Source organism: Spartinivicinus marinus (genome assembly GCF_026309355.1).
GTDB classification, from domain to species: domain Bacteria; phylum Pseudomonadota; class Gammaproteobacteria; order Pseudomonadales; family Zooshikellaceae; genus Spartinivicinus; species Spartinivicinus marinus.
The window spans coordinates 5,754,361-5,780,976 of the sequence record NZ_JAPJZK010000001.1 but is presented as its reverse complement, the minus strand read 5'-3'; the positions used below and the strand labels follow the sequence as shown (position 1 = coordinate 5,780,976).

Sequence of the window (26,616 nt, the reverse complement as noted above, 5' to 3'; positions counted from 1 at the left end):
ACCTTATTCTTCAGCTTCCAACAGGGCTTCAAGTGCTTCGGTGCTAAGTGAATCAACAGAGTCCAAAATATTCAGTAAATAATCAGCCTCTTGCTCATTTTCTGCTTCTTCAATAGCTGCTGATATTGCTTGGATAGTTGGCTTTTCAAATAACAAGCTAATGGCTAATTCAACCTTGAACGTTTGCTGGATCATGTTATTTAGCCGCATCACCAGGATTGAATTTCCCCCTAGCTCGAAAAAGTTAGCGGTGGTGCTGATCGGTGTTTGATTCAACTCAAGCACCGCCTGCCATGCTTCAACTAGGCGTTGCTCCGTTTCAGTGGCTGGCGGTGTATAAACACCCTCGAACTGATGTATCGGTGAAGGAAGGGCTTTACGATCCACTTTGCCATTGGGGGTAGTCGGTAATGCAGGTAATACCGCAAATGCTCCTGGCAACATAAAGTCAGGTAATTGCACCTTTAAATCTTGCCGCAATTGCTGAACCCATTCGCCTTCGTTTTCAACTGTTTTATTCGGTACCACATAAGCCACTAGTCGTTTATCGCCGGGCTGGTCTTCACGAATAATGACTACCCCATCCGCCACTTGAGGTTGTTGAATCAGTGCCGTTTCGATTTCGCCCAGCTCAATCCGAAAACCGCGAATTTTCACCTGATGGTCCACCCGGCCAATAAAGGCCAAGTTACCGTCTGGTAGCCAACGGACTAAGTCACCGGTGCGGTATAAGCGTTCGTTGTTCTCACTGGCAAAAGGGTTCGGGATAAAACGTTCAGCTGTCAGTTCTGGCTGATTCAAATACCCCCGGGCCAAGCCAGCACCGCCGATATAGAGTTCCCCCACACAGCCCATGGGCAACAGCTGTTGCTGTGGATTCAACACATATAACGCCGTATCTGCTGTCCCTTGGCCAATCGACACATGATTACCCAGAGGCTGCTGGTTGACCGTAAATAACGTCGAGGTAATGGTGGTTTCCGTTGGCCCATAGTTATTGATCAGCAGACAGTGATTGACTGCCTCACTTTGTTGCCAAGCCTGGGCAAACGCTACATTCAGTACATCGCCACTGACGACAATGCAGCGTAGTGAGGTCTGTTGCCAGAATGCCTGATCAGCCAGCAGCGGGGTTAACAGCTCTTTGGCATACAACGGGGGGAATTCAGTGATGGTAATGGGGTTGGTTTGCAACCATTCCTTAAACTCAACCGCGCCCCATAACTGATTACTTCTCAAGTACAGCGTGGCACCCGCCGTTAAGCTTTCAAAGACCTGTTCAACAGACGCATCAAAGCCTAGGTTGGAAAACTGCAGAACCCGGTCATGGGAGGTGATGCCATAAGCCGGTTTGATGGTTTCAATATGGCTGACTAAGGTCCGGTGCTCAATCATGACCCCTTTGGGCTTTCCAGTGGAACCGGATGTGTAAATGATATAAGCCAGGTGATCAGGTTGCAGGCCAAGTGTCTTAGGGCAGGGGTTTTCATTGGAAAGGCCATCCAGCCGTGACTGAAAAGCGGGGTCTTTCACATCCACTACGGGTACGGCACTGTCAACAAACTGGGCTTGATGAGGCGCCTGAGACAGAATCACCTGAACCTGACTATCCGCCACCATATAAGCCAAACGAGAAGTGGGGTAGGTCGGGTCTAACGGGACATAGGCACCACCCGCTTTGAGCGTTGCCAGCATCGCAACAATCACCGCCGGAGAGCGATCCAAGCAGATACCAACCAAACTATCGGGTTTTACCCCTTGTTGAATCAAGTAATGGGCAAGCTGATTAGCCTGGCTATTGAGCTGCGCGTAGGTAAGCGACTGGTCTTCAAAAACCAGGGCAACCTGGTCAGGCGTGGTCGCTACTTGTTGTTCAAACAACTCATGGATGCAAGCCTGAGCAACAGCTTGGTGTTGTGCTTGTCCTACCGCAATAATCGAAGCTTGCTCTTCCCTTGAAAGTGGTGTTAATTCGCTTACCGGTTTCTCTAAGCCAGTGAGCATACCCCTCAGCAAATTTTCTAGGTGACCACTCAGCTGTTTAACGGTTGCTTCACTAAATCGTTCAGTTAAATATTCAAACCGAAACAGCATTTGGTTGCCAGGTATTACCGTTAGGCTGAGAGGGTAACTGGTCCGGTCGACCGTATCAGTTTCCTCCACAATAAAGCGGTTATCAGCCGATACAACACTTTCATCAATAGGGTAGTTTTCAAAAATCAGCAGCGACTCAAACAGTGCTTGATCAGCTGGTACCTCGCTCAGTTGCTGAATTTCCACTAGCGGCATATGGCCATATTGTTCATGGGACGGTTGGACTTGATGCAAGCCTTTTAGCCAGTCCATGAGAGAAACCGTTTGCTGATAAGGCACCTGGACTCGCATGGGTAAACTGGTGATAAAGAGCCCTATCATTGCCTCTGAGCTAGGCAAGCTGGTTGGGCGTCCAGACCGGGTATAACCAAACACCACGTCAGTATCACCACTATAGTGGCTAAGCAGCAGAGCCCATGCACCTTGTAATACAGTGTTTAGTGAAACTTGAGCTGTTCTGGCTAGCGCCTGCAGCTGCTGAGAGAATGTTTCATCCAAATACACATCATAAGCATCACTGGCTTCTAGTTCTGATGTTATGACAGGGTTATCAGGCACTAAGTCAGTAGGGGCAGCGAAGCCAGTCAAGTAGGTTTGCCAGTAATCACTGGCTGCTTGCTTATCTTGTGCCTGCAACCAAGCTACATAGCGTTGGTAGGCGATAGGTTCAGCTAAATCACGTGGTATACCATGGTATAGAGACAGCAAATCCTTGAATAATAACTGCACACTCCAACCATCCAGTAATGCATGATGATGGGTCCAAATAAACTGGTACTGATCAGCGGATAACTGAATCAATACCAGTCGCATCAATGGTGGCTGAGCAAAATCAAACGGCGTGGCCCGCTCCTCTACCAATAAGTCAGCCAGCGTCTGTTGTTGCGCTGCATCAGACAGGTGCTGCCAGTCATGGGTGGTCCATGGCAGAGTCACGGCTGCTTGCACCAGCTGGAGTACATCCCCTTCAGGCTGACTGATAAATGCCGTTCTAAACACAGGATGATGGCTGGCCAGTTGCTGCCAGCTTCGTTTAAAACGCTCAGGGTCTAACTGGCTGAGCCGCATTTGCAACTGGGTCATGTAGACCCCTGACGCTGCCGCGAGCTGGCTATGGAAGATCATCCCTTGTTGCATCGGGGTGCTGGCAAACAGCTCAACCATTGTGGGGTATTGCACCATCAGGCTATCCAGTTGCGCCTGACTGAGTGTGGCTAAGGGGAAGTCACTAGGCGTATATCCCCCCCGTGCTTGTAGGCAGTGACCAATAATAGCTTCAAGGGCTTGTCGATAGGCAGTGGCCAGTTGCTGCACGGTTGAAGATGTCAGCTGCTGTTGGTGATAGTCAAACACCACCTGCAATTGGCCTTGGCTGACTTCACTGTTAATGCTTAACACATACCGTCGAGACAGCTGATCACTGACACATTCGCCCACATTATCAAATGACCAGGCGAGCCCTTCTGTTTGCGTGGTGGTCTGATCAAACTGCCCCAGGTAGTTAAAGAGAATCTCCGCTGAGGGCTGATCAGCCTGCTCATCGGCCAATAGTCCATAACCGATGCCATTGTGGGGGATTGCCCGAAGCTGCTCTTTGACACGTTTAATTTGTTCACCCATGTCACCGGCTGTTTGCCTTAGGTGCACAGGGAAGAGGGTGGTGAACCAACCCACAGTACTGTGTAAGTCAATGTCATCAAACAACGCTTCACGCCCATGGCCTTCTAAATCCAGGCGGATGCCATCGCCACCGACCCAATCACTCACCACTTGTAACAGGGCTGTTAGTAACAGGTCATTGATTTGGGTGTGATAACACTGATTAGCCTCTTGTAAGAGGGCTCGGGTCATCTCTGAATCGAGGGATACTGTCAGAGTCTCCGTGTGCTGATAGCGTTGATCCTCAATACCCGGTGTCACTGGTAGCGCGTTCACCGGCTCTGACACCACCTGTTGCCAGTAAGCACGCTCCGCTTGTACAGTGGGTAATTGACGGTAGTTGGCTAAAGCATCGGCCCAGCGTTGATAGCTACTGGTCTTAGGCGCTAATACCACCGGTTGATCCGCCGCTAACTGACTGAGGACTTGAGCAAAGTCTTGCAACAGGATACGCCAAGAGACCCCATCAACAATTAAATGGTGCATGACCCACAGTAGCTGGTTAGGCATGGACTCAGCGGTTTCAAAGAGTGTCCATTGTGCTAATGGTGCTTGAGCCAAGCTCACGGCCTCTTGCGTTTGTTGGGCCAGCTGAGGAATCGCCACCGCCTGTTGCACGGCTGTCAGCTGGCGCATATCGTGATAATGCAACGCCTGCTGAAGGGATGCTGGGGCATGGGTTTCATAACTGGCTTCCCAGCGGCCATCGGCTGTCTGCTGGCATTGCAAGCGGAACACATCGTGCCGTTGGATAATCGCAGCTAAGGCTTGTTCCACCCGCTCAGCAGTGGTGCCCGCTGGCAAGGTGAGCATCACCGCCTGGTTAAAGTGCTGATCAGCTGCGGCAGGGTCGCTCAAGAAAGACTGCTGAATGGGCAGTAGCAGTTGATGACCTGACACAGCCTGTTGCTGGCTCGTGTCCTGCTTGAGTGCGGTGACATGAGGGGCTAAAGCCGCTATGGTCGGATAGTCAAACAGCTGTCGGGTGGTGACTTTGAGCTGGGCCCGTTGCGCTTGCGCAATCACCTGCAATGCCAAAATAGAATCTCCCCCTATGGCAAAGAAGGGGTCATGGATGCCCACTTGAGACAAGCCTAAAACGTTTTCCCAAATCCCGCATAGCGTCACTTCAATGGCCGAAGCCGGGGCCACATAAGTAGGGCTATCCGCTTGTAAGTTCGGTGTTGGCAAGGCGTTTCGATCAATCTTGCCATTCGGGGTCAAGGGAAACTGATCTACACCAACCAAAGCACTGGGCACCATGTAGTCGGGCAACTGTTTGGCCAACGCTTCTCGCAGTTGAGTCTCTGTGACAGTGGTAGCGTGCTGGTCAGCCGCGACCCAGTAAGCCACTAAGCGCTTATCACCAGCAGGCTCTTGTTGGGCGACAACCAAAGCTTCTGCCACTGCCGGCTGGCTCGCCAATAAGGTTTCAATTTCACCTAACTCAATTCGGAAACCGCGAACCTTGACTTGATGATCAATCCGTCCAATAAAGGCTAAATTGCCATCCGGCAACCATCGGACTAAATCACCAGTGCGATAGAGTCGATCACTAGGATCATCACTGAAAGGGTTTTGAATAAATTTTTCAGCCGTTAAATCGGGGCGATTTAAATAACCGCGGGCAACACCAACTCCACCAATATGCAGCTCACCTGGAATACCGATTGGCGCTAAATTTCTATCATGATCCAGTACCAGTAATTGAATATTATCAATAGGCTTACCAATAGGTACTGAAAGGCGACTGTCGTCTAATTGACATTGCCAATAGGTGACATCAATAGCCGCTTCAGTTGGTCCATACAAATTGAATAATGCCGCTTGATGTAATGATATAAACTTATTTTGCGTTTCTATCGGTAAGGCTTCACCACTACAAACCACCAGTCGAAGTGAGTGGGTTTTTTCTGCAAACTGTTGATTAGCAATTAATACATTGAGCATGGGGGGCACAAAATGCATGACTGTTACATTGGCTCGCTCAATAGTATCAAGTAAATAGTCAACATCTTTGTGGCCATCAGGTAATGCCACTACTAGTTTGGCACCATAAGTTAATGGCCAGAAAAGCTCCCAAACTGAGACATCAAATCCAAACGGTGTTTTTTGTAATACGACATCTGCTGTAGATAAATTAAATTGGTTTTGCATCCAATGAATTCGATTAACCAGCGCCTGGTGTTCATTCATCACCCCTTTGGGTTTGCCTGTTGATCCAGAGGTATAAATGACATAAGCCAGATGAGAAGGCATTAGTTGTATGCTTGATACACTGATATTTTCAACTGGATAAGATGCTAATTGATTAGCAATAGTTTGTGCGTCTAAGCACAATAGCTGTTGATTATCCAGCGTAAGTCGTGTTTTTAGTTTATGTTGAGTCAGAATAATCTTGGCTTGACTATTCTCAATCATATAAACCAACCGCTCCTCAGGATAGCTAGTTTCTAAAGGGACATAAGCACCTCCCGCTTTAACCACGGCAAGAATAGCAATAACCATCTCAATAGAGCGCTCTAAATAAACGGCAACTAATGTATCTGGTTTGACTCCCTGTTCTACTAAATAGTGAGCAAGCTGATTAGCTTTTTTGTTTAATTCATCATAGGTCAGTTGTCGCTCTTCAAAAGCCAAGGCAATAGCATTCGGCGTTTTCATCACCTGCATTTCAAACAGTTCATGAATGTTTTTATGACTTGGGAAAGGCGCCGCTGTTTGGTTCCACTCAGCCAGTTGTTTAGCTTCTTTATCAGAGAGCAAGTTAAACTGTGCAATGGGTGCTTGGCTATTTTCTTTAGTCAATTGTAAAAGCAACTGATGAAAATACGTAATCAGCTGTGTAATTGATGCCTTGGCAAACCGAGCTGTTTGGTACAACAGTTTAAGTGTAATAGGCTCACCTGGAATAACTGAAAGCGTCAAAGGATAGTTAGTTTGTTCCGCCCCTAACACTTGATCAATAGTTGGTTGGCCAGGTTGATCGGCTTGATCAGATGCTTCTTCAATCGGGTAGTTATCAAAAACAATTAACGAATTGAATAATGCTTGTCCTTTATCAATATCACTCCAACGTTGTATATCCACCAGAGGTGAGTAGGCATATTGATCATGTGAGACTTGAGCTTGCTGAAGTTGCTGTAAACATTCTGCTAGTGGTATTTCGCCAGTTAATGTTAAGCGCACAGGCACACTGTTAATAAACAGGCCTATCATTTGCTCTACACCAGGTAAACTATCAGGTCTTCCAGAGCGAGTGCTGCCAAACACAACATCTTGTTCACCACTATAGCGACTTAATAAAATACCCCAGGCCGCTTGTAGTAACGTATTAAGCGTCACTCGTAGGCTATTAGCCAGCTGCTGTAGCTGTTTGGTCAAGTCAGGTGATAAATCAACCGTGTACTCCTGTTGAGCGAGTCCTTGTTGAGATGTTACTGATTGCTCGATTCCCAATGAAGTTGGCATAGTAAAACCAGCTAAGTAATGTTTCCAATACTGTTCTGCTTGACTACTATCCTGTTGTTGTAACCAGGCCAGGTAATTGCGATAGGGTGCAACAAAAGGTAGCTCCACTGGACGCTGCTCTATTAATCCCTGGTATTGGGCAAACAATTCTTTAAATAAAATAGGTAAACACCAGCCGTCTAATAAAGCATGGTGGTGCTGCCAAACAAACCAGTATTGATCATCACCACAGTGTGCTAAATGGAACGACATAAGTGGTGCTTGCGCTTGATCATAAGGGGAAGCTTCAGCCAATAATGTATGGATAGCCTTAATCTGTGCTTTAGCATCAAGATGCTGCCAATCCAGAGTTTGCCAAGGCAAGTCCACTTCTGTTTGTACAACTTGTAAGGGAGGCTGATCATCAACATAGACAAAAGCTGTACGTAAAATGCTATGGCGCTTGATCAGTGCTTGCCAACTTTGTTTAAAAATTACCGGATTTAACTGACTCAACTTAACTGCAAGCTGAGTCATATAAATTCCGTTTTCTGCACCAAGCTCACTATGGAGTAGCATCCCTTGTTGCATCAAGGTACTGGGATACAGGTCTTCTAACCCTGGGTAGTTAGCTTGTAGTTGATTTAACTGAGCTTGCGTTAATGAAACCAATGGAAAGTCAGAAGGCGTATAACTGCCCGTTGCATTAACACAGTGAGCAATAATATTTTCCAGTTGTTTGAGGTAAGACTGGCCTAACAGTTTTATTTCATGCTCACTAAATTGCTCTCTATGATAATCAATGGTTAATTGCCACTGCCCATCAAAGACCATGCTATTCATGCCTAAAATATGACTTCTTTGCAGAAGGGGGCTGATACATCCTTCAAGCTCACTGGAAATCAGTGTGACAGAATCGGTATCGTCATCAGTCGATTGCTCATCAAATTGGCCAAGATAATTAAATACCAACTCGGCTGATTGACTACTGGCAAGTTGTTCAGGTGCCCAACGTTGTAATAATCCATAGCCAATACCTTTATTTGGAATTTGCCGTAACTGCTCTTTAACGTGTTTAATCTGTTCACCTAAGCATGGTTTATCACTCGCTATCTTTGTTAAATAAACAGGAAATATAGAGGTAAACCAACCAACAGTCTCCGTAAGATCTATATCATCAAATAATGGCTCTCGGCCGTGACCTTCCAAATCAACACGAATAGACTGTCCTGTTGTCCATTCTGTTATTGTGAGTAATAAGGCTGTTAGCAATAAATCATTAATTTGCGTGTGATAGCAGCCATTTGCCTGCAGCAATAATTGTTGGGTAAGTGACTGGCTTAACTTTACCGTATGAACATCAGTCGCTTGGTCGTTATTGCTTGATGGGTTTGCTAATGGCTTGGCAGGCAACGGGTTGACCGCCTGCTGGCAAGCTTGCTGCCAATAACAGGCTTCTTCCAAGCCTTGAGCCGACTTGCTGTAAGCCGAAAGGCGCTCACCCCAAAGTTGATAGCTGGTGGTCTTGTACCCTAAATCCAGTGCCTGTCCAGTAGCAAGCTGCATTAATCCCTGTTTTAAATCTTGCAGTAGAATTCGCCAAGAAACACCATCAACCACTAGGTGATGAACGATCCATACTAACTCACTGGAAGCTTGATCTTTTAGCCATAACCAATGGCAGAGTGGTGGGCTAGCTAAATCAAAACGGGTTTGTAAACGATGAATCCAATCAGCCTCTTCAATATTTCTCTGGTCAGCAGAAAAACCTGTTACATCAAGCTGAAAGAGGGCTTGCTGAATCAAGGACTCATTGAGTGTTTGGTAATGCGCTTGCCAATTTCCATCGGTCGTATATTCAAAGCCAAGTCGGAAAACATCATGGCGCTCGATAATGGCAGACAACAACTGACGTAGGCTTGCGTCTGAAACATTATTTGGTAAACGGATACGAGTCCCTTGGTTAAAATGCTCAACCCCTTCAGGCTGCGTTGTTAAAAAGTGGTGCTGAATAGGCAACAAGTTTTGTACGCCAACAACAGGTGCATTTGACTTCACGTCATCTAAGGCTTGGGCCGTTACATAAACCGCTAACTCGGCAATGGTCGAGTGAGTAAACAGCTGTCGAGTAGTGAGCTTCAAGCCTTCACGCTGAGCACGAGAGGCAACTTGAATTGCTTTTATGGAATCGCCACCAACAGTAAAAAAGTTAGCATGGATACTTATCTGCTCTAAACCTAATACTGCTTTCCAGATATTCACTAGCTGCTTTTCTATCGCTGATGTGGGAGCAACATAATCAACCTGAGAGCTATAGTTAGGCATTGGGAGTGATTGTCGATCGACTTTACCATTAGACGTCAGCGGCAGTTGTACTAGCTGAATAAAATGGTGAGGGACCATATAGCCCGGTAGTAACTGTTTAACATAGGAACTCAAGGTTTCTGCAACGCTAGAAAATACAGCGGATGTTGTAGATAAAACCACATACGCCACTAAGCGTTTATCACCCGGCTGATCTTCACGGGCAAGTACAACAACGTCTTTAACTTGGTCATGGCGACTTAATACATTTTCAATTTCGCCTAGCTCAATCCGAAAACCACGAATTTTTACTTGGTTATCAGCTCGCCCAATAAATCTTATTTTGCCATCAGGCAACCAACAAACCCAATCTCCCGTTTTATATAAACGCTGCTTAGGATCACGACTAAAAGGATTTTGAACAAACTTTTCTGCGGTTAATTCAGGTTGATTTAAATACCCCCTGGCAACACCATCACCACTCGTATATAGCTCACCAGGAATCCCAATAGGTACTGGCACTAGGTTGTTATTTAGCACATACACTTGCGTATTAGCAATCGGCCGTCCAATTGGAAGGGGTTGATTAAAGTCAATATCTCTCGGTATTGCGTAGCAACAAGTAAAGGTTGTATTTTCAGTGGGGCCATAGCCATTAATAATTATCGCATCGGGATTTTGTTCATAAAATTTGTTGACTGATTTTGGTGAAACAACATCACCACCGGTTAATAAATATTGAAGAGATGGCAGTGGTTGAGTGCTATCAGCGACAAACTGATCAAATAATCCAGCGGTTAACCACAGTGTGTTCACTTGGTATTCATTGATGACGCGGATTAAACGCTGTACATCAACAATACTTTCAGGGTACAGCACTAGCTGACCGCCATTCAGCAGGGGCCCCCAAAGCTCTAACGTCGCCGCATCAAATGTGATAGATGCGCATTGCAACATAACGGTTTGCGCATTCACAGGGACTTGATGATTATTCATCACCAGCCGGGTAACCCCTTGATGAGGGACTAAGACACCTTTTGGCTTACCAGTGGAGCCTGACGTGTATATAACATACGCTAGATGTTGTGGAGTGAGTTGTAACACTTCACTCTCAATATTATTGATAGAGTAGGCTTTAAGTACTTCTTTGGTCGAATGCGTATCTATATAAAGAATGTCTGCTTGTAATGAAGGTAAAACCTTTGCCAGTTTTGCTTGGCTCAAAATTAATTGAACACCACTGTCTTTGATTAACAATGCTAACCGATCTGTTGGATAGCTAGGATCAATCGGTACATAAGAGCCTCCTGCCTTCAAAATAGCAAGTAACCCAACGATCATATCAAAAGAGCGCTCTGCACAAAGTCCCACTAACGCTTCAGGTTTAACGCCTTGTGCTACTAAATAATGTGCTAGTTGGTTAGCTTTTTTATTAAGTTCTGCGTAAGTTAACTGTTGCCCTTCATAGACGATGGCTACAGTATTAGGATTATTTGTTACTTGATTTTCAAATAATTCATGTATGCAGTGTTCTCGTGGATAATCCGTTGTTGTTTGGTTCCACTTGGCCAAAAGCTGCTGTTCTTCAGCAGTGACCAACGCCGTCATATCAGCAACCGTTTGCCCTGATTTTGTTATTAAATTGAGTAATATCCGTTGTAAGTGGTTTAACAATTTTTCAGCGGAACAAACACTAAAACGAGCTTGATCAAAAAGCAGCTTCAGTTCTAGCACTTTACCTGGTGTGACAATTAAATTTAATGGATAGTTAGTTTGCTCACTAACGCCAATATTTTCAATTTGCAAATCAGGTGTTGTTTGAGTGGCTTCATCATCACTACATAACTCATCAATGGGATAATTTTCAAAAACCACTATGGATTCAAATAAAGAGTGGCCTGAAGGAATCTCACTCAACCGCTGAATATCTACAAGCGGGATATAGCTATATTGGTCATGGACGGCTTGTGTTTGATTTAAAGACTGCAACCAACTCTCAACGGCAGTATGGCTTGTTGGCAACTGAACCCGTAAAGGTAGTGTATTAATAAAAAGCCCAACCATGTCTTCGGCATGAGCTAAGGAAGCAGATCGACCAGAGCAGGTGTAACCAAACACAACGTCTTGCTGCCCACTATAAAGACTCAATAATACTCCCCAAGCGGCTTGTACCACTGTATTAATGGTAACATGCGCATTTTGGGTAAAACGCACTAACTGTTGGGTATGAGAGGCACTGAAGTGAAGGTCTTTCTCACAATAGCCTTCTTTCTTTTGCTTAACTTCATGTTCAAGTAAGACAGGCGTGGTATCACTAAAACCCGTTAAGTAGTCTTGCCAATAGGCTTCTGCACTTGCAACGTCTTGGTTATGTAGCCAAGCCATATAAGAGCGGAAGGGAATCGGCTGGGTAAGCTTTACCGGATAACGTTCTTTCAAGCTCTGATAAATATCAAATAGCTCGGTAAATAAAATCGGAATACTCCAACCGTCTAGCAGGGTATGGTGATGTGTCCATACCAGTGCATAACGCTCATCAGTTTTTCTGATTAGCGTAAAGCGCATTAGCGGGGCAGTATCAAAGCGAAACAGTTTAGTTTGTTCTTGATCGACAAATAGCGTCAACTGATGGGTTTGCTCCGATTCAGTTAACCCTCGCCAGTCTATTTCTTGCCAAGGTAATATGACTGAACGTTCGATAACTTGCAGTATTTCTCCTTGTTCATTATCAATAAAAGCTGTACGTAATACATCGTATCGTTCAATAAGCTTTTGCCAGCATTGTTTAAGCAGCCCAGGTTCAACTTGTGAGAAATGTACAGTCAGAATTGATGTATATATATCGCATTCAGACTGCATTTGACTATGAAATAACATACCTTGCTGCATCGGTGTACTAGGATATAAATCATCAAAAGCAGGGTAGCGAGACTCCAGACTGTCTAAATAAGACTGAGTGGTATCAACTAAAGAAAAATCACTTGGTGTATATCCACCAGAAGCCGTACAGCAGTGATCAATAATAGTGGATAAGTGGCTGATATAACTTGATGCGAGTTGTTCAATGACGGAAGCACCAAACTCCAGTTTATTATAGCTAAAAATAATGGTTAATTGTTCTGCTGCGACAACACTATTAATTTCTAAGCGATATTCTCTTTCTTGAGCTGGGCTAACCCAAAGGCCGGTGTCTTCAAAATTACCATTAAAAAACTTGGTATCCGTGTTTGTCTGATCCATTTGTCCAAGATAATTAAAAATAATTTCTGATTTTTTATCATTGTTAACTATTTCTTTTTCTTGCTTTAGGTAGCGCAAAAGACCAAACCCAAGTCCATGATTAGGAATAGCCTTTAATTGCTCTTTGACAGACTTAATGAGTATGCCCAAATCTGAATTAATTGGCTGAGTCAAACACACAGGGAATATACTAGTAAACCAACCCATCGTGTCACTGATATTGATATCATCAAATAAGTTAGCTTGTCGCCCATGTCCCTCTAAGTCGAGGCGAATACTTTCCCCACCAACCCAGTCAGTGATCGTCATCAGTAACGCTGAGAGCAATAAGTCATTTATCTGTGTGCGATAACACTGGTGACTTTGTTTAAGTAAGCGTTGAGTCTGGGCCTTATCTAAAACAACTCTCACGTCGGCTGATACATTATTGGTATTAGCATATTTTTTATGTTTATTGATTATTTTACTCGCTAATGTAACTACCTCTGTATTTAAGGTATTAATCCAATAAGGTTTTTCACGTGTTAATGCTTCAGATTGGCTATAGTCAACCAAACGTTCAGCCCAATATTGGTAGCTTGCCGTCTTATAATCTAAAACAACTGATTTATTTTGTTGTAGCAAATTGATGCTGTTTTCTAGGTCACGCAGTAGTACTCGCCATGAAACACCATCAACAATTAAGTGGTGAATAATCCAAAACAGTTGATCCGATTGCCCCTGATGATTATGTACTAACAGACAATGGCCAAGAATCCCCTTATCTATACTCAATGAGCCATGGATTTGATTAAGTGTGGCTTCGATAGCGCTGTTTGGCGCCTCTGACCCAGCAAGCTCAACAACACTAACGCTGTTGTCTATTAGCTCATCAGTTAGATCAACATACTCTGCCTGCCAGCCGCCATTATTAGACCAATGAAAACGTAATCGAAATACATCATGTCGTTGATAAATAGCTGCAAGTGATTGTTTTAATTGCAGTGCAGTAATGCCGTTAGGCACATCCATCTTAACGGCTTGATTATAATGATCCACATCAGTTGGTGTTGCTTCAAGGTATTGCCGCTGAATAGGAAGCAACGGTTGTTTACCCCGGCTAGGCGTTTGTGGAACCTGCTTATCAGAAGTGTTTACTACTGTTGCTTCACAAGCCAGTTGTACAATTGTTTGCTGCTCAAACAATTGTGCCATCGTCAGCTTTAATCCAGCCGCTAAAGACCGAGTGATGACCTGTAAGGCTAGAATCGAGTCACCGCCAATTTCAAAGAAGTTATCATCAATACTGACTTGCTTAATCCCTAAAACATCCTGCCACACCTGATGAAGCACCCGCTCATTTGCTGTTATAGGCGCTTTATAGTCCTTATTATCAGTGACAGTAAGTGTCGCCTCAGGCAAAGCCTTTCGATCCACTTTACCATTGGGGGTAGTCGGTAATGCAGGTAATACCGCAAATGCTCCTGGCAACATAAAGTCAGGTAATTGCGCCTTTAAATCTTGGCGCAATTGCTGAACCCATTCGCCTTCGTTTTCAACTGTTTTATTCGGTACCACATAAGCCACTAGTCGTTTATCGCCGGGCTGGTCTTCACGAATAATGACCACCCCATCCGCCACTTGGGGTTGTTGAATCAGTGCCGTTTCGATTTCGCCCAGCTCAATCCGAAAACCGCGAATTTTCACCTGATGGTCCACCCGGCCAATAAAGGCCAAGTTACCGTCTGGTAGCCAACGGACTAAGTCACCGGTGCGGTATAAGCGTTCGTTGTTCTCACTGGCAAAAGGGTTCGGGATAAAACGTTCAGCTGTCAGCGCCGGTTGATTCAAATACCCCCGGGCCAAGCCAGCACCGCCGATATAGAGTTCCCCCACACAGCCCATGGGCAACAGCTGTTGCTGTGGATTCAACACATATAACGCCGTATCTGCCGTCCCTTGGCCAATAGACACATGATTACCCAGAGGCTGCTGGTTGACCGTAAATAACGTCGATGTAATGGTGGTTTCCGTTGGTCCATAGTTATTGATCAGCAGGCAGTGATTGACTGCCTCACTTTGTTGCCAAGCCTGGGCAAACGCTACATTCAGCACGTCGCCACTGACAACAATGCAGCGCAGTGAGGTCTGTTGCCAGAATGCCTGATCAGCCAATAGTGGGGTTAACAGCTCTTTGGCGTACAACGGGGGGAATTCAGTGATGGTAACAGGGTTGGCTTGCAACCACTCCTTAAACTCAGCCGCGTCCCATAATTGATTATTTCTCAAGTACAGCGTGGCACCAGCAGTTAAGCTTTCAAAGACCTGTTCAACAGACGCATCAAAGCCTAGGTTGGAAAACTGCAGAACCTGGTCATGGGAGGTGATGCCATAAGCCGGCTTGATGGTTTCAATGTGGCTGACTAAGGCCCGGTGCTCAATCATGACCCCTTTGGGCTTGCCGGTGGAACCAGACGTGTAAATGATATAAGCCAGATGATCAGGCTGCAGGCCAAGTGTCATAGGGCAGGGGTTTTCATTGGAAAGGCCATCCAGCCGTGACTGAAAGGCGGGGTCTTTCACATCCACTACGGGCACGGCGCTGTCAACAAACTGGGCTTGATGAGGCACCTGAGACAGAATCACCTGAACCTGACTATCCGCCACCATATAAGCCAAACGAGAAGTGGGGTAGGTCGGGTCTAGCGGGACATAGGCACCACCCGCTTTGAGCGTTGCCAGCATCGCAATAATCACCGCCGGGGAGCGGTCTAAACAGATACCGACCAAACCATCAGGTTTTACCCCTTGTTGAATCAAGTAATGGGCAAGCTGATTAGCCTGGCTATTGAGCTGCGCGTAGGTAAGCGACTGGTCTTCAAAAACCAGGGCAACCTGGTCAGGCGTGGTCGCTACTTGTTGTTCAAACAACTCATGGATGCAAAACGAATAAGCTTCAGGGATAGGTGAGACCGTGTTAGCAATCAATGTTGTTTGTTCAGACGCTGATAACAATTGCAGGTGCTGAATAGGCTGGCTAGCTCCAGCCGCCATTCCACATAGAATAGTCTCCAGATAGCCCGCTATTTCTCTTATCTGAGTGTCATTTAAATAACTAGGCTGGTAACCAAACTGTAAATGCAGTTGGCTGGCAGGTGTAATCGTTAAACTGAGTGGATAACTGTCTAGGTCAACCATCTCAACCGCTTCTACTGCAAACCCATCGTTAACTTGTGCTGCCTCCATCAGGCTGTCATCGATAGGGTAGTTTTCAAAAACCAGTAACGATTCAAATAGCGGTTTATCTGCCGCTATTTCACTCACTCGCTGAATGTCTACTAGGGGTAAATAACCGTACTGGTCATGGCTAGGTTGCTCCTTATGAAGAGCCTGTAACCACTCATGAAGTAACGCGGATGGATGTTGAGGCACCGAAGCACGCAACGGTAAGCTGGTAATAAACAGCCCCACGATGTTTTCGGCATTGGGTAACGATGCAGGTCGGCCCGAGCGAGTATAACCAAATATGACGTCTGTCTCGCCTGTAAATCGGCTGAGGAGCAGGGACCATGCAGCTTGTAAAACTGTACTCAGAGAAACTTGCGCTGATTGCGTTAGTGCCTGTAGTTGCTGGGTAAACGACTCACTTAACACCCTATTATAGGTTTGACCAGACGCTGATGCAGGCATCAAGAGCGGGGTATCAAGCATGAGTGAGGTCGGTGCAGTGACCCCAGCCAAATAGGCTTGCCAGTAGTCGCTAGCCGTTTGTTTATCCTGGGTTTGTAACCAGCCAACATAGTGTTGATAAGCAACAGGCGTAGGCAAGCAGGCTAAGCTAGCTGTTTGATATAGTGCAAATAAGTCCTGGAATAAGAGAGGTAAACTCCAGCCATCCAACAACGCATGATGATGGGTCCAAATAAACTGGTACTGATCAGCGGATAACTGAATCAATACCAGTCGCATCAATGGTGGCTGAGCAAAATCAAACGGCGTGGCCCGCTCCTCTACCAATAAGTCAGCCAGCGCCTGTTGTTGCGCTGCATCAGATAGATGCTGCCAGTCATGGGTGGTCCATGGCAGGGTCACGGCTGCTTGCACCAGCTGGAGTACATCCCCTTCAGGCTGACTGATAAATGCCGTTCTAAACACAGGATGATGGCTGGCCAGTTGCTGCCAGCTTCGTTTAAAGCGCTCAGGGTCTAACTGGCTGAGCCGCATTTGCAACTGGGTCATGTAGACCCCTGACGCTGCCGCGAGCTGGCTATGGAAGATCATCCCTTGTTGCATCGGGGTGCTGGCAAACAGCTCAACCATTGTGGGGTATTGCACCATCAGGCTATCCAGTTGCGCCTGACTGAGTGTGGCTAAGGGGAAGTCACTAGCCGTATATCCCCCCCGTGCTTGTAGGCAGTGACCAATAATAGCTTCAAGGGCTTGTCGATAGGCAGTGGCCAGTTGCTGTACGGTTGAAGATGTCAGCTGCTGTTGGTGATAGTCAAACACCACCTGCAATTGGCCTTGGCTGACTTCACTGTTAATGCTTAACACATACCGTCGAGACAGCTGATCACTGACACATTCGCCCACATTATCAAATGACCAGGCGAGCCCTTCTGTTTGCGTGGTGGTCTGATCAAACTGCCCCAGGTAGTTAAAGAGAATCTCCGCTGAGGGCTGATCAGCCTGCTCATCGGCCAATAGCCCATAACCGATGCCATTGTGGGGGATTGTCCGAAGCTGCTCTTTGACACGTTTAATTTGTTCTCCAATGTCACCGGCTGTTTGCCTTAGGTGCACAGGGAAGAGGGTGGTGAACCAACCCACAGTACTGTGTAAGTCAATGTCATCAAACAGCGCTTCACGCCCATGGCCTTCTAAATCCAGGCGGATGCCATCGCCACCGACCCAATCACGCACCACTTGTAACAGGGCTGTTAGTAACAGGTCATTGATTTGGGTGTGATAACACTGATTAGCCTCTTGTAAGAGGGCTCGGGTCATCTCTGAATCGAGGGATACTGTCAGAGTCTCCGTGTGCTGATAGCGTTGATCCTCAATACCTGGTGTCACTGGTAGCTCGTTCACCGGCTCTGACACCACCTGTTGCCAGTAAGTACGCTCCGCTTGCACAGCGGGTGATTGACGGTAGTTGGCTAAAGCATCGGCCCAGCGTTGATAGCTACTGGTCTTAGGCGCTAATACCACCGGTTGATCCGCCGCTAACTGACTGAGGGCTTGGGCAAAGTCTTGCAACAGGATACGCCAAGAGACCCCATCAACAATCAAGTGGTGCATGACCCACAGTAGCTGGTTAGGCATGGACTCAGCGGTTTCAAAGAGTGCCCATTGTGCCAGTGGTGCTTGGGCCAAGCTCACGGCCTCTTGCGTTTGTTGGGCCAGCTGAGGAGTCGCCACCGCCTGTTGCACGGCTGTCAGCTGGCGCATATCGTGATAATGCAACGCCTGTTGAAGGGATACTGGGGCACGGGTTTCATAACTGGCTTCCCAGTGGCCATCGGCTGTCTGCTGGCATTGCAAGCGGAACACATCGTGCCGTTGGATAATCGCAGCTAAGGCTTGTTCCACCCGCTCAGCGGTAGTGCCCGCTGGCAAGGTGAGCATCACCGCCTGGTTAAAGTGCTGATCAGCTGCGGCAGGGTCGCTCAAGAAAGACTGCTGAATGGGCAGTAGCAGTTGATGACCTGACACAGCCTGTTGCTGGCTCGTGTCCTGTTTGAGTGCGGTGACATGAGGGGCTAAAGCCGCTATGGTTGGATAGTCAAACAGCTGTCGGGTGGTGACTTTGAGCTGGGCCCGTTGCGCTTGCGCAATCACCTGCAATGCCAAAATGGAATCTCCACCAATGGCAAAGAAGGGGTCATGGACGCCCACTTGAGACAAGCCTAATACGTTTTCCCAAATCCCGCACAGCGTTGCTTCAATGGCCGAAGCCGGGGCCACATAAGTAGGGCTATCCGCTTGTAAGTCCGGTGTTGGCAAGGCGTTTCGATCAATCTTGCCATTCGGGGTCAAGGGAAACTGATCTACACCAACCAAAGCACTGGGCACCATGTAGTCGGGCAACTGTTTGGCCAACGCTTCTCGCAGTTGAGTCTCTGTGACAGTGGCATCCTGTTGGTCAGCCGCGACCCAGTAAGCCACTAAGCGCTTATCACCAGCAGGCTCTTGTTGGGCGACAACCAAAGCTTCTGCCACTGCCGGCTGGCTCGCCAATAAGGTTTCAATTTCACCTAACTCAATTCGGAAACCGCGAACCTTAACTTGATGATCAATCCGCCCAATAAAGGCTAAATTGCCATCCGGCAACCATCGGACTAAATCACCAGTGCGATAGAGTCGATCACTAGAATCATCACTGAAAGGGTTTTGAATAAATTTTTCAGCCGTTAAATCGGGGCGATTTACATAACCGCGGGCAACACCATCGCCACCTAAATACAGTTCGCCTTGAATGCCTATGGGGAGCAACTGTTGAGTTGGTGATAGCACATACGCTTGCGTATTACTGATGGGTTTGCCGATCGAGGGTACTTCGGTAACGGGCTGAGTAAAGACAGCAAATGTTGAGTAAGTGGTATCTTCAGAAGGGCCATATAAATTTACAACCTTTTCGACGTGGGTTTCTGTCAATAAACGGTTAACTAAGTCTTTATGAAGAGGCTCACCCGCGACATTCACCACTTTAACTGTTTGTGGAATTGAATGGGTATCTAACAATCCTTTAACAGCAGAAGGAACGGAATTTAACAAGGTTGAATGGACCGTTTGCGTGGTTAACGCAAGCGCATTTTCCACGATATGCAGACGATGCCCCAAACAAAGTGACGCAAATAATTCAAAGGCTGATAAGTCGAAATTTAAAGAGGTTGAAGCAATAATTTCTTCTAGCTCAGCTGTATTATAAGCTTGTTTTGTCCAAGCAATTAATGCGACAGTATTTCTATGCCTTATTTCTATTCCTTTAGGATTACCCGTTGAACCAGATGTATAAATAACATACGCCAACTGTTCACTGGATATACTTTGAGTACTATTCAAGGGGTTTTCAGTGCTTAGCACTGCTATTGCATTAGCTGTTTCTTGATGGTCAACACATACAGTATTGATTTGTTCGAACTGCCGTTGTTGTGCAATAGACTGCTGGCTGATAATGGTCTTGATACCACTGTTTTCAACCATGTAAGCTAAGCGTTCTTGTGGATAACTAGGGTCTAAAGCAACATATGCGCCGCCTGCTTTTAAAATCGCTAAAACAGCAATCACCATCTCAGCAGAACGGCTCATACTGACACCGACAAGAGAGGAGGGAGTAATGTCTTGTTGTTTTAAATAATGAGCCAGCTGGTTTGCTTTATGGTTAAGCTCAACATAAGTGAGTTGTTGGCCATTGCAAGTAATGGCAACAGCCTCTGGTTTTAGAGTGACCTGATGTTCAAACAGTTGGTGAATAGACTGATCTTTTGCATAAGGTAAACTGTTATTATTCCACTCGATTGCAATTTGATGCTGTTGGTTTTCACTTAATAAAGATAATTGTTGTATATTTTGTTCAGGCTGATTAACTACATTTATTAATAGCTGTTTTAAGTGATGTAATATTTCAACCACTGCTTTTTTGCTAATTAAAGCTTGATTATAAACAAGCTTTAGTTGTAACTGTTTACCTGGCAATACCGTCAAACTCAATGGATAGTTAGTTTGTTCACTGACACTGATGTCATGTATTTTTAAGTCTGTGCTGCCAGGGACTACCTCTTGGTTGGTATAAAGCTCATCAATAGGATAGTTTTCAAAAACAACCAATGACTCAAACAAAGATTGTCCAGTGGGTATTTCACTCAACCGTTGTATATCGACCAAAGGAATATAGCTGTATTGATCATGTGCAGCTTGTGCTTTATGTAAATCTTGCAGCCACTGTTTAGTAATGATGGGAGTATCCGGTATTTTTATACGAAGTGGTAAGGTATTAATAAATAATCCCACCATTTCTTCTGCCTTGTTTAACTCAGCAGCACGTCCTGAACTGGTATAACCAAAAACAATATCCTGCTCACCACTGTGAAAGTTCAGTAATAGTCCCCACGATGCTTGGATAAGTGTATTAAACGTTACATGCGCACTTTTTGCTAATAAGTGTAGCTGTTCAGTTAAAGTATGATTCAAAAATAAAGATTGTTCTGCATAACGACTCTTATCAAGTGTTTCAGGCTTATCCAATAAAATAGTGGTTGGATAAGAAAAGTCCGCCAAATAATTTTGCCAATAAGTATTGGCGCTTGAAAAATTTTGCTGATTTAACCAAGTAATATACGAACGAAATGATGTAGGTTTAGGCAATCTGGGTAATTGGTTTACTTTTAAACCTTGATAAATAACAAACAATTCATCAAATAAAATTGGAATACTCCACCCATCAAGTAGTGCGTGATGATGGGTCCAAACCAGCTCATACGTATCATCGGTATATCGGATTAAGGTAAAGCGCATCAATGGTACACAGTCAAAAACAAAAGGGGTTGACTGCTCTTGCGAAATTAATTCTGTTAACTGTTTTGTTTGTTCAACTTCAGCAAGTGAACGCCAGTCTTCTTCACACCAAGGAAGATCAACCTCTGCTTGAACAAGTTGAAGTAAAGCGCCATCTTCATCATTTATAAAAGCCATACGTAGCACATCGTGGCGCTCAACTAACTGTTGCCAACTTTGTTTGAAAATTGATGGGCTAAGTGGTGAAAGCTTAATAGAGAGGATTGAGGTATAAATATCCTGTTCTGGCTGCATTTGGCTGTGAAACAGCATGCCTTGTTGCATAGGCGTGCTAGGGAATAAGTCAACCAGCGTAGGGTAGTGATGCTCTAATTTTTCTAAATAAGATTGACTGACTTTCACCAGTGGAAAATCGCTTGGGGTATACCCACCAACCGCATTACAACAGTGTTCGATTATTGTCTCTAAGTTTGCTATTAAACTATTTGCAACTTGTTCAATCGTACTTTTTTCAAAGGCCAAACGGTTATAGCTAAACGTAAAATTCAGTCTATCATCGGCAATAAGCCCATTGACTTCTATTGGGTATTCACGGGTTTGTTCTGAGCTTATCCAACTACTTGGGTCGGTAAAACAACTGCTATAAACTGTATCTTGGTTTTTTTGATCAAATTGGCCTAGGTAATTAAATACAATATCGGATGACTGACTTTTTTCAATTATCTCTTGATCTTGACGAAGGTAGCGTAAAACACCATAACCAAGTCCATTATTCGGCACATGATTGAGTTGCTCTTTTACAGATTTTATTAGTGTACCTATATCTTGCTTGGTTGTACGAGTTAAGCAAACAGGAAATAGACTCGTAAACCAACCTACCGTTTCATTAATATTAATATCACCGACCATGGCAGTCTCACGGCCATGACCTTCTAAGTCAAATCGAACAGACGAGTTCTTCATCCAATCAGAGAGAGAAATAAGGAATGCAGTTAAAAGTAAATCATTAATTTTTGTGTGATAACACTGATTAGCTTGGTGTAATAACTGTTCAGTTTGTTGTTGGTTCAGTTTAACAACAAGGACTTCAGACTGACGAATGGTATTTTGAACAGGCTGATTATCGACAGGTAACGGTAAAACGGGTGTTTTTAATGTTTCTAACCAATAATTTTTTTCAGCTATTAGTTGGTCAGACTGGCTGAAACGATCTAATGCATTGGCCCAAGCTTGGTAACTTGTTGTTTTGTAACCTAAGGAACAGGCTTTCTTTTGCTGAAGTTGTTCAAGTCCCCGCTGCAAATCTTGTAATAAAATACGCCAAGATACCCCATCAACAATTAAATGATGAACAATCCATGTTAACTGATCAAATGCAGAACCCTTGGTTTGTTCTAGAACAAAAGAACTGAGCAAACCTGCTTTTAAATTAAGAGAAGCATGGGCCTCATCAATCGCTTTTTTTATGCAAGCTGAAGCCATGTTTTCATAAATACGGATACTGCTGTCAATTAATGGCTCACTTAGTTCTCTATAATTAGCTTGCCAAACACCAGCTTTATTCTGATTAAAAGTCAAACGAAAAACATCATGGCGTTGATATATTGCTTTAACTAGGTGATTAAGTTGAGCACGGGTAAAGCCTTTTGGAATATTGACTCTCATCGCCTGATTGTAATAATGGGCATCTACCGGCTGATTGCTAAAATATTGCTGTTGGACCGGTATTAAAATTTGCTGACCTTGCGAAAGGGACTGGGGTGCCCGATTTTCCTGGATAGTAATACTCACGGCTTGTTCTGCTAATGCAGCAATGGTTTGTAGTTCAAATAACTGTGCCGTTGTTATTTTTAATCCAGACTCCATTGAGCGAGTGGCTACTTGTAACGCTAAAATAGAGTCGCCACCAATTTCAAAGAAATTGTCGTTAATACCTATTGGCTTTAACCCTAAAACGTCTTCCCATATTTGACAGAGTGTATGTTCTCTGGCTGTCATTGGCGCTTGGTACTGCGTAACGTGGGTCAGCTCCAGTGAAGGTTGCGGAAGGGCTTTACGATCCACTTTACCATTGGGGGTAGTCGGTAATGTGGGCAATACAGCAAATGCCCCCGGTAACATAAACTCAGGTAATTGTGCCTTTAAATCTTGGCGCAACTGCTGAACCCATTCGCCTTCGTTTTCAACGGCGTCATGCGGTACCACATAAGCCACTAGTCGTTTATCACCAGGCTGATCTTCGCGAATAATGACTACCCCATCCGCCACTTGGGGCTGTTGAATCAGTGCCGTTTCGATTTCGCCTAGCTCGATCCGGAAGCCACGAATTTTCACCTGATGGTCCACCCGGCCAATAAAGGCCAAGTTACCGTCTGGTAGCCAACGGACTAAGTCGCCGGTGCGGTATAAGCGTTCGTTGTGATCACTGGTAAAAGGGTTCGGAATAAAACGTTCAGCTGTCAGTTCTGGCTGATTCAAATACCCCCGAGCCAAGCCAGCACCACCGATATAGAGTTCCCCCACACAGCCCATGGGCAACAGCTGTTGCTGTGGGTTCAACACATATAACGCCGTATCTGCTGTCCCTTGGCCAATCGACACATGATTACCCAGAGGCTGCTGGTTGACCGTAAACAACGTTGAGGTAATGGTGGTTTCCGTTGGCCCATAGTTATTGATCAGCAGACAGTGATTGACTGCCTCACTTTGTTGCCAAGCCTGGGCAAACGCCACATTCAGCACGTCGCCACTGACAACAATGCAGCGCAGTGAGGTCTGTTGCCAGAATGCCTGATCAGCCAATAGTGGGGTTAACAGCTCTTTGGCATACAGCGGGGGGAATTCAGTGATGGTAATGGGGTTGGCTTGCAACCACTCCTTAAACTCAGCCGCGCCCCATAATTGATTATTTCTCAAGTACAGCGTGGCACCCGCGGTTAAGCTTTCAAAGACCTGTTCAACAGACGCATCAAAGCCTAGGTTGGAAAACTGCAGGACCCGATCATGGGAGGTGATGCCATAAGCCGGCTTGATGGTTTCAATGTGGCTGACTAAGGCCCGGTGCTCAATCATGACCCCTTTGGGCTTGCCGGTGGAGCCAGACGTGTAAATGATATAAGCCAGATGATCAGGCTGCAGGCCAAGTGTCATAGGGCAGGGGTTTTCATTGGAAAGGCCATCCAGCCGTGACTGAAAGGCGGGGTCTTTCACATCCACTACGGGCACGGCGCTGTCAACAAACTGGGCTTGATGAGGCGACTGAGACAGAATCACCTCAACCTGACTATCCTCCACCATATAAGCCAAACGGGAAGTAGGGTAGGTCGGGTCTAACGGGACATAGGCACCACCCGCTTTGAGCGTCGCCAGCATCGCAATAATCACCGCCGGGGAGCGGTCTAAACAGATACCGACCAAACCATCGGGTGTTACCCCTTGTTGAATCAAGTAATGGGCAAGCTGATTAGCCTGGCTATTGAGCTGCGCGTAGGTAAGCGACTGGTCTTCAAAAACCAGGGCAACCTGGTCAGGCGTGGTCGCTACTTGTTGTTCAAACAACTCATGGATGCAACTGTTTGAGCTTGTTGAATAATAAGGAGAAAAGGTTACTAATTGCTTTTGTTCTTGAGAGGTAATGAGTGGTACTTGATTGACTGGTGAGTCGATAACCAGTGGCAACTGGCTCATTATAAAAATTAAACGGTTGGCTAACTGCTGAGCTTCTGTTTCAGTAAAATAATTTAACTGAAACATCAGCTCTAAGGCCATGGGCTGTTGAGTGCCGTAGTCACATAAAATACACTCAAGAGGCTGGGTCCCATCCTCACTTAATATATTAGTAAATTCGGACTTAACTCCCTCAAGCGGTAAATTGACATCAAAAGGCCTATAGTTAACCGTTATGTCAAAAAGCTGTTCTTGGCCTAATTGATGTAAGTGTAAATCTCGATTGAGATGGCTAATGGGGAATCGTTGATGCCGATAGTCATAACGTTGCTGACGTTTTATACTGTTGATTAATTGTTCAACAGTTAAGTCAGCAATCCTTATTTTGCAAGGGATAACACCCGTCATCATTCCCATTAACTGTCGTTGAAGCTTATTTCTTCTATTATGAAGGGGAACGCCAAACACTAATTCAGACTGATTATTGACCTGGTTAAAATAGATAGTAAGGGCTGCTATCAATAGATGTTGAAAACTAAACTGATATGATTCACATAACTTTGATAAGAGCGAATACTGCCCAGACGAAAAATTTGATACAACTTTTCCACCGGAAGTTGTATCTAGATAATTTTTTTGTAAAATCGACTGGGGCTTTTCAGAAAACTTTGACAGCCAATAGGCTTTGTCTTTCAAATATTGGCTAGAATTGACATACTCCAAAGAAAGTGTTATCTCGTCTTTGAAGTGGGGGATAGTTTTTAACCACTCCAGACTTATGTTGCTTTGTAGTTGAGAATAAACTTTGGCAACAGTTTGATAAAAAATCAAAAGGCCATAGCCATCTGTAATAAGATGGTGGTAACGACTAAACCAGCAAAACTCGTCCTCGCTAATCTGTATTAGTGCGTGCTCAAAGAGACTTTCGCTATTTAGCTCAAAAGGAGTACTATACTGCTCATGCATCCATTTAATTGCTACTTCCTTTGGATTTGACTCACCTTTGAAGTCCAAAAATGCAACGTGAATTGAATCAATATTACTTTGGAAATGCTGTTTATGGTGCATTAGATCAAAGGTTAATTGGTGAACATCAAATGCCTCTACTGTTTTCTTAATTGCCAACTCAAATTGCTTTATATTTAAGCTGCCTTTTAGTAAGAAAAAACCACCTATGTTATAATGACCATGTTCAGGATGCTTTATTTGATCAAAGTAGACATCCTCTTGAGCTGTATGTAGGTCAAAACTCAAGCGCATAACTGATCCTTTAAAAATCAAAAAAATAATCTTTCAGTGCTACCTTATTACTTACTAAGAAATAGCTTAAACTAAAGTATAAGGTAGTGGAGTATTTGTATATTATTTGGCCCAGATATTTTCTGGTGATAGGCGAACTTATAGGGCAAATTCTTTACAATAGTGTAATTTTGGTTTTATTTTAAACAATTGAAACGGGCCGATAAGTAAACCTTAGATTTTAGTTGAGACTACACACCCAGATTAAATATATCAATATATTTACATAAAAATAAGAAAAAAACACACTCAAGTTACGCATAGTTTATTTATTATTCGTTATTTTTTAAAGATTATACTAAAGTAGTAGAAGAAAAAATTTGCTTACCATGCATAAAAGTTTTACTTAATAAACTACTATAAGCCATTAACATCCGTCGCAGTTAATAACCACTAGCATTTTTTAAA

The 26,616-nt window shown here is 44.8% G+C and carries 1 protein-coding gene; it reads right to left on the bottom strand.

Annotated elements, in window-relative coordinates; genetic code table 11:
- Positions 1-3: 3 nt before the first annotated feature.
- Positions 4-26,169, bottom strand: coding sequence for a non-ribosomal peptide synthase/polyketide synthase (locus tag OQE68_RS25635; protein WP_266195818.1), 26,166 nt, complete (start codon positions 26,167-26,169; stop codon positions 4-6).
- Positions 26,170-26,616: the final 447 nt, after the last annotated feature.